11 protein-coding genes are annotated in these 13,287 nt (G+C 41.2%); all 11 read left to right on the top strand.

Translation table 11 applies throughout. The annotated features are described in order from the left end of the window. Nucleotides 1-3: 3 nt before the first annotated feature. The 11 genes from LVD17_RS14370 to amaB all read left to right on the top strand — a co-directional run bounded on the left by LVD17_RS14370 (nucleotide 4) and on the right by amaB (nucleotide 13,193). Complete coding sequence (locus LVD17_RS14370) at nucleotides 4-990, top strand: NAD-dependent epimerase/dehydratase family protein (RefSeq protein ID WP_233767811.1); 987 nt, start codon at nucleotides 4-6, stop codon at nucleotides 988-990. Nucleotides 991-1,054: 64 nt separating this feature from the next. Next, a complete protein-coding gene (locus LVD17_RS14365) occupies nucleotides 1,055-2,458 on the top strand; it encodes a tetratricopeptide repeat protein (protein ID WP_233767810.1) in 1,404 nt (467 codons plus the stop codon). Beyond that, entirely contained in the window at nucleotides 2,458-3,231 is a 774-nt protein-coding gene (locus tag LVD17_RS14360) for a phosphosulfolactate synthase (RefSeq protein WP_233767808.1), read from the top strand. Before LVD17_RS14365 ends, LVD17_RS14360 begins: the two co-directional genes overlap by 1 nt. Nucleotides 3,232-3,240: 9 nt before the next feature. Beyond that, nucleotides 3,241-4,182: a DUF368 domain-containing protein gene (locus tag LVD17_RS14355; protein WP_233767806.1), complete on the top strand. Its 942-nt coding sequence runs from the start codon at nucleotides 3,241-3,243 to the stop codon at nucleotides 4,180-4,182. Between the two features lies 1 nt (nucleotide 4,183). Next, a complete protein-coding gene (locus LVD17_RS14350) occupies nucleotides 4,184-4,918 on the top strand; it encodes a shikimate dehydrogenase family protein (protein ID WP_233767804.1) in 735 nt (244 codons plus the stop codon). A 290-nt stretch (nucleotides 4,919-5,208) separates the two neighbouring features. Beyond that, a complete protein-coding gene (locus tag LVD17_RS14345) occupies nucleotides 5,209-5,643 on the top strand; it encodes a hypothetical protein (RefSeq protein WP_233767803.1) in 435 nt (144 codons plus the stop codon). A 268-nt stretch (nucleotides 5,644-5,911) separates the two neighbouring features. Continuing rightward, nucleotides 5,912-6,958 (top strand): hypothetical protein, encoded by a 1,047-nt coding sequence (locus LVD17_RS14340; RefSeq protein WP_233767802.1) that lies wholly within the window; start codon nucleotides 5,912-5,914, stop codon nucleotides 6,956-6,958. 32 nt (nucleotides 6,959-6,990) lie between these two features. Next, nucleotides 6,991-7,794: a class I SAM-dependent methyltransferase gene (locus tag LVD17_RS14335; RefSeq protein ID WP_233767799.1), complete on the top strand. Its 804-nt coding sequence runs from the start codon at nucleotides 6,991-6,993 to the stop codon at nucleotides 7,792-7,794. A 158-nt stretch (nucleotides 7,795-7,952) separates the two neighbouring features. After that, nucleotides 7,953-9,980: an excinuclease ABC subunit UvrB gene (gene uvrB, locus LVD17_RS14330; RefSeq protein WP_233767798.1), complete on the top strand. Its 2,028-nt coding sequence runs from the start codon at nucleotides 7,953-7,955 to the stop codon at nucleotides 9,978-9,980. A 78-nt stretch (nucleotides 9,981-10,058) separates the two neighbouring features. Next, nucleotides 10,059-11,504 (top strand): S1C family serine protease, encoded by a 1,446-nt coding sequence (locus LVD17_RS14325; RefSeq protein WP_233767796.1) that lies wholly within the window; start codon nucleotides 10,059-10,061, stop codon nucleotides 11,502-11,504. A 141-nt stretch (nucleotides 11,505-11,645) separates the two neighbouring features. Next, entirely contained in the window at nucleotides 11,646-13,193 is a 1,548-nt protein-coding gene (amaB, locus tag LVD17_RS14320; RefSeq protein WP_233767795.1) for an L-piperidine-6-carboxylate dehydrogenase, read from the top strand. Nucleotides 13,194-13,287 lie beyond the last annotated feature (94 nt).

The raw sequence follows: 13,287 nt of genomic DNA, 5'->3' as shown, positions 1-13,287 counted from the left end.
GATATGATCCTGGTTACCGGAGCTAATGGATTTCTGGGTAGTTACATCTGCAGGAAGTTGCTAAAAGAGCAGTTACCTTTTATTGCTATGGTACGCCCATCCAGTGACCTCAGCCTGTTAGAGGATATACTTGGTAAAATAACACTGCACAAAGGCGATATACTTGATACTGAGAGTTTTTCCGGCGTGCTGGATGAGTCAGATATCATTATCCATTGTGCGGCAATCGTATCATACAACCAAAAAGACCGCCAGAAAATGAATGAGGTAAATATACTGGGCACCCGTAACCTCGTTAATCTGACACTGGCATCTTCTGACAAGTACTTTATTCATGTAAGCTCCGTGGCCGCACTGGGCAGAAATACGCATGCCGGCCAGGTAGATGAAACCAACAAGTGGGAGAACTCTAAATGGAATACTAATTACGGAGAATCAAAATACCAGGCCGAGCTTGAGGTTTGGCGAGCTATTATGGAGGGTCTTAGTGCTGTAATTATAAACCCATCAGTGATCCTAGGTCCGGGTGACTGGAATAAGAGCAGCGCAAAGCTTTTCAAATATGTCTGGAATGAAAAGCCATTCTATACAAGTGGTGTTTTGAACTATGTAGATGTTCGTGATGTTGCTGATATTGTGTTTAAATTATTGAACAAAAGAGTTTCGGGCGAGCGCTACATTGTTAATGCTGATAATATCCCTATCAAGGATTTCTTTGAGAAAATCGCTAAAGTATTTAATAAAAAAGCACCCCGGATAAAGGCCAATACGTTTCTATTGAAATTGGCTCGTATTTTACAGGGTATCAAATCGTTATTCACTGATTCAGCTCCTGTAATAACCCGGGAAACGGCCCGAATAGGCAATAGCAAAATATACTTCGACAATAGTAAGATCAAGAGCGAACTAAATCATAACTTTGTGCCACTTTCGAATACTATTAACTGGACTTGCGAGTTCTACTTAAAAGAAAACCTTACTGAAAATTAAGTAACTTTCTTATTTAACTTTAGGGTTAAATTAACTAAATTGTTTAAACTGTTGAGGTGATTGAATGGCTGAGAATTTTAAGAGAAAAGAAGAAAACGAACTGATCAAAAGGTTCGAAGATCACATTAAGAATAAGGCAAGTTACTTTTTTGAACTTGATAGTTTTGAGCAGATCATTGGCTTCTACATTGAGCGGGGGCAGTATAAAAAAGCACTCAACGCAGCTAATCTGGCCGCAGAGCAGTACCCCTTCTCTATAGAACTACTTGTAACCAAAGCACAGGTACTTAGTAACCTTGAAGAATATGAAGAGGCTTTGGAGCTACTTCAAAAGGCAGAATCTTTCCAGCCTAATGACTCGGAGATACACCTGCTCAAGGGTTCCATTTTTTCTCTCCAGGGCAACTATGTTTCAGCTATTGATACCTACGTGGAATCCCTTCCTTTTGCAGAAGAAAAAGACGAAGTATATTATAGCATAGGCCTGGCGTACCAAAGCATGGAAGACTATGAGAAAGCCATTGATGCCTACAAAAGCGCCATTGCCGAAAACATTTTTCACGATGGTGCACTGTACGAGCTGGCTTACTGCCTGGATATTACGGGCGAACTCGAGAGCAGCATCTCCTATTACAACCAATTTATAGATGCAGACCCTTACTCTCAGGCTGCCTGGTATAACCTAGGTATAGTCTATAACAAACTTGGCCGCTATGAAGAAGCGATCAAAGCCTATGACTATGCCATAGTAATAGAAGATAATTTCTCCTCCGCCTACTTTAACATGGGCAACACCTATGCCCAAATGGAACGATATCCCGAGGCACTGGATGCATACAAAAAAACCATAGATATTGAAGGTCCCAGCCCGGAAGTCTATTGTCAGATAGCTACGGTTTATGAGAAAATGCAGCAATACGATCTGGGTCTCAAGTATTTCCAGAAAGCAACCAAACTGGACAGCCTGTATGACGAAGCCTGGTTTGGTGCCGGCAAATGTCTTAACATGCAGCAAAAATGGTATCAGTCCCTCCATTTCTACAACAAAGCACTTAAGCTGGACCATGAAAACCCGGATTACTGGAAAGCTGTAGCTGAGACCGAATATAAAATCGGAAACATCGTTTCCAGTATAGATGCCTATGAAGAAGCCAGCATGTTAACTCCTGAGGATAAGGAAATTTGGCTTGACTGGTCATACATTTATTATGAACAGGGAGAATACGAAAAAGCTATAGACTTGATTATCAGTGGATTAGCAGATAATCCCGATGACGCAGATTTTTTCTACAGGCTTACTGCCTACCTCATAACTGCAGGCAAATACAAAGAAGCCTTTAATTATTTGGAAAATGCGTTAATTTTGGACTTTGATAAACATGAAGTCCTCTTTGAGTTTTTCCCACAACTTGAAACTCAGAAGGCTCTATACAAAATCATTGATCAATTTAGAAAAGAGAATTCCTAATGAATTATACTTTAAACAACATTCCTGAGCGAACTACAAAGCCCAGGCAATATGGTTTTACTATGGCTATGGATAAAGGCCTTAGCATACGTGAAGTTGAAGATTTTTTAAGCATATGCGAAGGTTATGTAGACATTGTTAAGCTGGGTTGGGCAACTTCTTATGTCACTCCCAACCTAAAAGAAAAAATAAAAGTATATCATGATGCCGGTATTCCGGTCTATTTCGGAGGTACATTATTCGAATCTTTCATAGTGAGGGATCAGTTTGACGACTACAGAAAAGTTTTAGACAAGTATAATTTACAGTACGCTGAGGTTTCTGACGGATCAATTGAACTGGACCATGATAAAAAGTGTGACCTGATTAACAAATTGTCTGAACAAGTAACCGTTTTATCCGAGGTAGGCTCGAAAGACGAAGAAAAGATCATTCCTCCTTATCAATGGATAAAGTTGATGCAGGCCGAGCTTGATGCCGGGGCATGGAAAGTAATCGGGGAGGCACGTGAAGGTGGTAATGTAGGGCTATTCCGCTCTACCGGAGAAGTCCGATCAGGACTTGTACAGGAAATCTTAACAAAGATTCCATTCGAAAAAATTATTTGGGAAGCTCCCCAAAAAGCACAGCAAGTCTGGTTTATAAAACTCCTTGGTGCAAATGTTAACCTCGGAAATATAGCTCCCAATGAAGTTATTCCATTGGAAACAATACGCTTGGGATTAAGAGGCGATACTTTTAACCATTTTCTTTCGTTAAACGAAAAAAGCTGAGCGTACTAAATGAATAAATTGAAGGAAACCCTGCTCATTTACCTCAAAGGTGTGGGCATGGGTGGCGCCGATGTGGTGCCAGGTGTATCCGGAGGGACCATTGCCTTTATTACCGGCATATACGAAAGGCTACTCGACTCAATAAAGGCATTTGATCTCGAAGCTTTCAGGCTGTTATTTACCCTTCAGATCATTCCATTTTGGAAAAAGATCAATGGAAAATTCCTGTTGCCCCTATTTCTTGGGATCATCACCAGCTTTCTTACACTTGCCAAGCTCATCATTTACCTTCTGGCAAACCACCCTATCCCTCTGTGGTCCTTTTTCTTTGGACTTATTATCATCTCCGCTATACTGGTACTAAGGGCGATCAACCGGTGGACGGTCGGGGTTATTGTAGCCATAATCGCTGGCGTGGCCATTGCGTATTTCATTACAGAGGCTACACCTGCCGAAACACCTGACGAACCTTGGTTCATCTTCATTTCCGGTGCAATAGCCATTTGTGCAATGATACTACCGGGCATTTCAGGATCGTTTATTCTGCTTATACTGGGCAAGTATGAGTATATGATGACGGCGCTGAGCACTCTCGATATTTTCACTGTGGTAATTTTTGCCCTTGGCTGCGTAGTAGGTCTTCTATCATTTGTAAGAGCCATCTCATGGTTGTTAAAAAACTATCATAATCTGGCTATCGGGCTTCTTTCAGGTTTCATGATCGGGAGCCTGAACAAGGTTTGGCCGTGGAAAATACCGGTTAAATTCAGAGTTAACAGCCATGGAGAGCAGGTCGCCTATATTACAAGAAATGTATTTCCGGGAGAATACTATAAGGAACTGGGAGAATATCCCCAGGTATTAGTTGCCATTTTATTTATGGCTCTGGGGGTTTTTATTGTTGTTGCCATCGAGAAAATAGCTAACTACAAGACTAAAACACCGCTATAAAATGAGTTTGTATGGCTTAATCGGCAAGAAACTATCTCACTCATTCTCAAAAAAATACTTTACTGAAAAATTTGAGAATGAAGGTCTCCATACCTGTAAATATGAGCTTTTTGAACTAGACTCCATCGCTGAGCTTAGTAAACTGGTACACAGTAAAGCCGACATTGTAGGGCTAAATGTTACTATTCCTTATAAAGAAGTAGTCATACCCATGCTTGATGAAGTTCATGAAAAAGCCCGTGAAATAGGGGCTGTCAATGTCATTAAAGTCAGAGATGGTAAATTAATAGGGTTTAACTCCGATTACTTCGGCTTTAAAGAGTCACTTGTTAACTGGGTTGGAGCGTCAAAGCTTCATGCACTGGTACTCGGCACAGGAGGGGCTTCAAAGGCGGTAATTGCAGCTTTAAAAGACCTGGCTATTCCTTATCAGGTAGTATCACGTAAAGCAACAAGACAAACCCTTAGCTACTCTTCTCTAAAAGAAACCCCTCAAGTACTAAACAGCCATCGGCTTATTATAAACACCACTCCTTTGGGAATGCTCCCTCAGATTGACTCCGCTCCCGACCTTGACTATTCTCTGATTTCAAATAATCATTACCTCTATGACCTCGTTTATAATCCGGAAGTCACCCGTTTCCTTAAGATGGGACAGGAACATGGAGCAATGATCAAAAATGGCATTGAAATGCTCCATTTGCAGGCTGAAATGTCATGGAAAATCTGGAATTAAACGCCATTTTCCTGTAAGTTTTTCTTCAAAAAAGAAAGATATTATAGCTACTCCTTTGAGTTACAGTGCAAAATTACTTCACTCTCCACCAACATCCCATCTTTCATTAATTGAATTAAATATCTATTATACAATGGTTTACAATTCATTGCCTTCCTATTAAAAACGTTTTTTTTATAGGATCATGGATATAAAGTTACGAAGTAATGTATAGAGCCAAACCTCATAGAGAAATGGGCATTTAGGTACTATCTTTAAAGAATTTATCGAAGCTAAATACTATTAAAGTAATGAAAGAACTACTTAAATTAACTAAAAGCGGATCTAAAGTGCCGTATTTGACTTTTTCACTCGCCGATAATAACACCTTGATGTTTAACTGGAATGGCTTTTTAGATGTGGAGAATATCATTAAGGCTCATGAAGAATCTCTCGAATTGATCAAAAAACATAATGTCTCACACCTGATTGAAGATGTCAGAAAATTCTCTGGTCCATTTTCAAAAGCCAACGATTGGTTTATTAAAACATATGCACCTGCAATCATCAAAATGGGAGTGACAAAAACTGCCGTAATATTAAACGAAAACGTATTCACTCAACTGTCTGTAAACGACCTGAAGGAAAACCCTGAATTTAAAAAAATGGGACTTTTATATAAGGTCTTTAACTCAGAGCATGATGCCAATGAGTGGTTACACCAGGGCACAAAACAATCCGTCTGATACCAAAGCTTCCCCGTTCTCTCTGTGATATTTGCGCGTTTCAACGTGTTTTACAGAGAGAACTTATATTTCCTCGAAAAAACTTACATAATCTATCTATCTGGTTTTATGATATTTATCATAAACTATATCCCATAAACTCCCTCTAATAAGCTACCAGGATTATTAAGAATTTTATAAGTGATAAATTATTACCTATGTAGTTGAACCTTAATTATTTCATTTCAGTTGTACCGCTATTCTTATAAATTTCATACTAAAAAAAGATATGATAGGTGCAAATGTAAACGGAATAAAAGTCGAAGACCTTTTTCAGTGCTACGACAAGTACAATTTTTTATATCAGGAGAAAAAAGAGAAAATGCGGTATCTCTATCCCATGATAAAGGCCAACTGGAGCATGGCACTAGATATGCCATGGGAGTACTTTTTGTTGCTTACATACAACCGTCCTGAAAAAGACCTGTTTGCTTCAGTATCAGCATGGAGAAGCACATCTCGCAGCTATCTCATTCAGCATATGGTTTCTAATCAACCTGAAAATACACGTTTGATTCTACTTCATTTTCTGGAGCTTCTCAAGGAAGATATTATGGTAAATAATGCAATTCAGGTTTACTACCAACCTAAGACCCGATTTGCCAATAACATGTTTTCATATCTGGAAGCTGAGGCAGGATCATTGCACAGCCATCTGCACACATTTAGTTTCCTAAGTTATCCACTCAAACCCATTCAATTAACAAATTCTTCAATTCATATTGAAGAGTTAAATGTAGATAACAAGGCCGATATACTACATTTTGTAAATTCAGAACGCGGTAAGTTTTACTCCTGGGTACAAGACCTGGACACGGATGACTTCAACCTTTCAAATCTTGACGAGCATTATAAAAAATACGGCCTGTCAAGAAGCCGAAAAGTCCTGGCGTTTAAAGATAACAAAAACAACATACTCGGTGTTACTTTGATTAATAAAGCTTCGGCCGGCTTAAATTTCAGCCTTTTAGAAAACTCAACCGAAATAATCCTTGACTCAAAACAGCCGGAATGGACGCTAAATGAAGTGTTGAATTCTATGCTCTACCACTTAAGTAATGAATATTTGAGGGCAGACATTAACCAAATTCCTTTGCTGATAGACCCTGAGTATGAAGAACTCGTCATTGCTTATGGCGGGTCCACCATGAGAACATATAACTTCTTTACCTGTGATAATACTGTTCTGGACAAGTGGTGCCTTTACCTTGTCAATGAACTAGAAGCGGTTCATCAACACTTATTAATGAAAAATGAACAATCAAAGGTTTCTTAAAACGGAACCATTACCCCATAAATCAATTATAAATGAATACACCTAACGTAAAACAAGTAAAATACTTTATGGACGACCCTCGTGAAGCTGGCCGTTTGGATGCCAAAGTGAACACGGATGAATTCATCGAAGATTTTATATTACCATATTTAAAAACGGATACCAAAGCACGAATAGCAGATATAGGCTGCGGTGCTGGCGCCATTGCTTCTTCTATAGCCAAAAAATTTAAAAATGCATCTGTTAAAGGCATTGACCTAAGCGAAGAACGACTGGCAAATGCCCGAAAAAAATGCGAGCACATTCACAATGCCGATTTCTCCATGGGAAGTATTTATGAACTTCCCCTGCAAGATAATTCTACTGACTTTCTTTACACCAGATTTTTACTTGAGTACCTCAAGGAGCCTGTTGAAGGCATAAAGGAAATGTATCGTGCATGCAAAAAAAATGGGCTGGTAATGCTACAGGATCTTGATGGTCAACTGCTTTTCCACTATCCGGAAACTATTGAAAACCTGGACAAGGTATTAGACGGATTATCAAAAACAGGTTTTGATCCTATGATAGGAAGAAAGCTTCTCCATTACGGGCTTTTGGCTGGTTTTGAACTGGAGCACATTGACATCCGCCCGTACCATTTCATTGTGGGTAAAATCGATGAGAAGAATGACTACCTCTGGGACTTAAAAATGGAAATTGCGCTGCCAAAATTTGAAGAGATATTGGGCAGCAAACAGCTTGCGCAAAAATTTAAAGATGATTTTATGCAATTCCTGCGAGACCCACAGACCATGATGTACTCAAACCTGTGCACTATTTATTTAAGGAAATAATCAATTAAAACACTATATAGAACGCCCTTGCCTGCTGGGTAAGGGCGTATTTTTACCTTTCGTCTAAAGAAGATCCTGGCTGCTGTCTTTTTCCTTCAAACCCTTACCCTTTTCTATCCGTTAATCTCTAGATTTGAATAGGATCACAGGAACTCATTATGAAATTCAAGATAAGCAGTGAATATACTCCAACCGGCGATCAGCCAAAAGCAATTGATGAACTGACAGCAGGACTTGAATCAGGCGAACAATTCCAGACACTTCTGGGAGCAACCGGCACTGGTAAAACCTTCACCATGGCCAATGTAATAGCCAACGTAAACAGGCCTACCCTCGTGCTATGTCATAACAAAACGCTGGCTGCCCAGTTATACGGTGAGTTCAAAAGGTTTTTTCCTGAAAATGCAGTAGAGTATTTTATCTCATACTACGACTACTACCAGCCCGAGGCATTTATTCCTTCTTCTAACCTTTATATAGAAAAAGACCTTTCTATTAATGAAGAAATTGAAAAACTGCGACTGAGTACGACCTCCTCCCTGCTTACCGGCCGGCGTGATATTATCGTAGTGGCTTCAGTATCTTGTATCTATGGTATTGGTAATCCTGAAGAATTTGGCAGGAATGTAATAAAACTAAAAGTGGGTGAAACCATAGCCAGAAATAAACTGCTCTTTGCCCTTGTCGATATCCTGTACAGCAGAACGGAAGCAGAATTTAAAAGAGGTAATTTCCGTGTAAAGGGAGATACCGTAGATATATTTGTTGCATATGGTGATTTTGCTTACCGTATTATTTTCTGGGGCGATGAAATCGAGTCAATACAAATGATTGATCCAGAATCGGGAAAAACTATTTCTGAAGAAACAATCATTTCTATTTTTCCTGCCAATTTGTTCGTTACCGGTAAGGATCTCCTCCACGCTGCCATACATGAAATTCAGGATGACCTTGTAGCACAGGTAAATCACTTCGAAACAGAACTCCGGCACCTTGAGGCCAAGCGGGTTAAGGAGCGCACTGAATTTGACATTGAAATGATGCGTGAGCTGGGCTATTGCTCTGGTATCGAGAACTATTCGCGTTACTTTGACCGCAGAAAGCCCGGCGCCAGACCGTTCTGTCTGCTCGATTATTTCCCGGACGATTATTTAATGATCATTGATGAGAGCCATGTAACTGTACCTCAGGTACGGGCCATGTGGGGTGGAGATCGCTCAAGGAAAGTAAACCTTGTTGATTTTGGCTTTCGCCTGCCCGCCGCACTCGATAACAGGCCGCTCACATTTAATGAGTTTGAGTCCATGCTTAACCAGGTGGTATATGTTAGTGCCACTCCTTCGGAATACGAACTTAGGAAATCAGAAGGGGTAGTTGTTGAGCAGATCATCAGGCCCACGGGGCTTCTCGACCCTATCATAGAAGTAAGGCCAAGCCTTAATCAGATAGATGACCTGCTGGAAGAAATTGATGAAAGAATAAAAAGGGAAGAACGTGTGCTGGTAACCACACTTACCAAACGTATGGCAGAAGAACTCACGAAGTTTCTGGAGCGCGCGGGTGTTAAGTGCCGTTACATTCATAGTGAGGTGGATACCCTCGACAGGGTTGAGATCCTGAGAGAGCTGCGACTGGGCGTGTTTGATGTACTCGTTGGAGTAAATCTCCTCAGAGAGGGTCTTGACTTACCTGAGGTATCCCTCGTGGCGATTCTGGATGCGGATAAAGAAGGTTTCTTACGTAATCAACGTTCGCTGATACAAACTATAGGCCGCGCTGCACGAAATGTGAACGGAATGGTGATCATGTACGCCGACAGCATCACAGTGTCCATGAGGACCTCAATAGATGAAACCAACAGAAGACGAAGCATACAGATGGCTTATAATGAGAAACACAACATTACTCCTACTACCATATTGCGTTCTAAAGAGTCAATCCTTCAGCAAACTGGCGTTGCAGATAAAAAGAAAGGTGGCAAGAAGTACTATACAGGTGAAGAAGCTCCGTCAGTGGCGGCTGATCCGGTTGTGGCTTACATGGGCAAAGATGAACTGGAGAAGCTTATCAACAAAACACAAAAGGCCATGGAAAAAGCTGCCAAGGAGCTAAACTTCATGGAAGCTGCAAAGTTACGCGACGAAATGACTGAACTGAAAAAGTTACAGGAAGAAAGACAACAGTAACATGTACAATTTCCTTACATTATTAAACTGAAAGCCGCGAATTATCGTTATTACAAAAACATTTTTAGCAACAGGCATATGAGTAAGCGGCAGTTCTTTTTCGGTATTTTTCTTTCATCAGTCTTTGGAGCACTTATTTCCAGTGCCATTATTTTCACTTACTTATCGGGCAACAATACATCTTTTCAATCCTATAAATCCATATCAGAACGCCAGCAGCAGGTATCTAATGCCAGCCTTATTTCGGACACCTCCATAATTGTTCCCAAAGGACTCAACTTCATACATGCCGCCAACAAAGTAGTGCCGGGCGTGGTACATATCAGGGCACTATATGCCACCGGCCAATATAGCATCAACCCTCTGGAAGGAGTTTTCAGAGGCCCCGCTCAGTCATCCGGTTCCGGGGTTATAATTTCAGATGACGGATACCTGGCTACTAATAATCATGTAATCGAAAACGCCAGTCAAATAGAAGTGGTGCTTAATGATAACCGTACATACCCTGCCAAAATAATTGGCACGGACCCTACCACCGATCTGGCTTTGCTTAAAATAAATGAAACAGATCTTAACTATGTAAAATATGGTGATTCTGACAAAATCCTGCCGGGAGAATGGGTATTAGCCATTGGCAACCCTTTTGACCTCAACTCCACAGTTACTGCCGGCATAGTCAGTGCAAAGGCTAGAAATATTGGTATTCTCAGAGATAAAAATAATCTTCAGATTGAATCATTTATACAAACCGATGCTGCCGTAAACCCTGGGAACAGTGGAGGTGCTTTGGTCAATCTCAATGGTGAACTGATCGGCATTAATACAGCAATTGCCACTCCTACCGGCAGCTATTCAGGTTACTCTTTTGCAGTGCCGGTAAGCCTGGTGCGAAAGGTAATGGACGACCTGCTGGAATACGGAAAAGTACAAAGAGGGTTGTTGGGCATTAGAATTGGAGATATGAATGCCTCCATTGCAGATGCGGAAGGTATCAATGTAGTGAGTGGCGTATTTATAAGCTATGTCAACAAAAACAGCTCTGCTGAAGATGCAGGCTTACAGCCCGGAGACGTTATCACGGCAATAAATGAATCGGAGGTTTCCAATGTTTCCGAACTTCAGGAGCTGGTAGCCCGCAACCGGCCCGGAGACGAAATACAGGTGACTTACATACGAGGTGGTATCAAAAGCAAAGTAGCTGCCATACTCAAAAACACCGAAGGAAGCACTGAACTGGTAGCAGACCGCTATGAACATGAACTCGAAGGGGCCATATTGGAAAATCTTAGTATTGAAGAGTTGAGCGAATATGATATTGAGGGTGGCGTAAGGCTAAAATCCATAAAAAAAGGGAAATGGAAAGAAGCCGGTTTTGCAGAAGGCTTTATCGTCACCAAAATTGACAAAATGGTGGTGAGTGATATCAGAGACCTCAACCAAATCATGGAAAACAAGAGCGGTGGTATCCTTGTAGAAGGCATCTATCCTGACGGAGAAAAGGGTGTATTTGGTGTTGACTGGTAATATCATTTCCATTATACGCCCACTGTCGTAAACAAAGGCATAACCTCAAATTATATTTCTCAATCGATTGTTTTTTCACAAAGGAGCGCCTATCCTTTCCCACATTTCTTTAGCTTTGCACTTTAAATAAAAAATCAAATCATGAATAACGATAACTTTGGTATAAGTGAAGCGCTAAAGGCGTTAGGAATTCAAACGGAAAATTCAGGTTCTTCAACTGGTACGAAGTGGTTGGGTTCGAAAGGTGAGCTTATTGAATCTTATTCCCCTGTAGATGGAAAACTGATAGGCAAAGTAAGTACTACTACAGAAGAGCAATACGAAGAAATAGTAAAAACAGCCGAAAATGCATTCAAATCATGGAGGCTGATACCTGCCCCAAAAAGAGGTGAAGTGGTGAGGCAGATCGGCGAAGAGCTCCGTAAGTATAAGGAAGCCCTGGGTAAACTGGTATCTTATGAAATGGGAAAATCATATCAGGAAGGTCTTGGTGAAGTTCAGGAGATGATCGATATCTGTGATTTCGCCGTAGGTTTATCGCGTCAGCTTCATGGTTTAACCATGCACTCGGAGAGGCCAAGCCACCGTATGTATGAGCAGTATCACCCACTGGGCATTGTAGGTATTATCTCTGCCTTCAATTTCCCTGTAGCTGTATGGTCATGGAACACCATGCTGGCATGGGTTTGCGGCGATGTATGTATATGGAAGCCCTCAGAAAAAACCCCGTTGTGCAGCATTGCCTGCCAGAACATTATAACCAAAGTATTTGAAGCCAATAATGTACCGGAGGGCGTGTCATGCGTTGTCAACGGAGATTACAAAATTGGCCAGCTTATGTCTAATGATAAAAGGATACCTCTGGTATCTGCTACAGGTTCAATAAGAATGGGTAAAAAAGTAGGTGAAGCTGTAGGGGCAAGACTAGGCAAGTCACTTCTGGAATTGGGCGGCAATAATGCCATAATAATGACAGAAAATGCAGACCTGGAAATAGCCATCACCGGAGCGTTGTTTGGGGCCGTAGGTACCTGTGGCCAGCGTTGTACCTCTACCAGAAGGCTGATTATCCACGATAGCATTTATGAAGATGTAAAAAACAAGCTCACCAACGCTTATAAGCAACTGAGGATAGGTAATCCGCTTGATGAGAAGAACCATGTAGGGCCACTCATAGATAAAGATGCCGTCAGGATGTATGAACAGGCTTTGGAGGCAGTAAAAGCTCAGGGTGGCAGTATCGTACTGGAAGGTGGCGTACTCAGCGGAGAAGGGTATGAATCGGGTTGTTATGTAAAACCGGTTATAGCCGAAGCTTCAAATGACCTGCAAATAGTCCAGGAAGAAACCTTCGCTCCTATTCTGTATCTCATGAAATACAGCACCATTGATGAAGCCATTGATATGCAAAATGGGGTTGTTCAGGGACTTTCATCAGCCATCATGACCACCAATATGAGAGAAGCCGAAAGGTTCCTTTCTCACCAGGGTTCAGATTGTGGCATAGCCAATGTAAATATTGGTACCTCAGGAGCAGAAATTGGTGGTGCTTTTGGTGGTGAAAAAGAAACCGGAGGCGGACGTGAGTCTGGTTCTGATGCCTGGAAAGTTTACATGAGAAGGCAGACAAATACCATTAATTATAGCACAGAACTCCCTCTTGCTCAGGGAATAAAGTTCGATTTTTAATATTCAACACTGCTCACCCCATGCACAAAATATGGGGTGGGCATGCTTACTCCCAACGCTATCACGCTGCCTTGGTGGCCTCTTTAAGTGTTAG

It is taken from the genome of Fulvivirga ulvae (assembly GCF_021389975.1).
Taxonomy (GTDB): domain Bacteria; phylum Bacteroidota; class Bacteroidia; order Cytophagales; family Cyclobacteriaceae; genus Fulvivirga; species Fulvivirga ulvae.
Note: the sequence above shows the minus strand (reverse complement) of the source record. Positions and strands in the feature narration are given on the sequence as shown.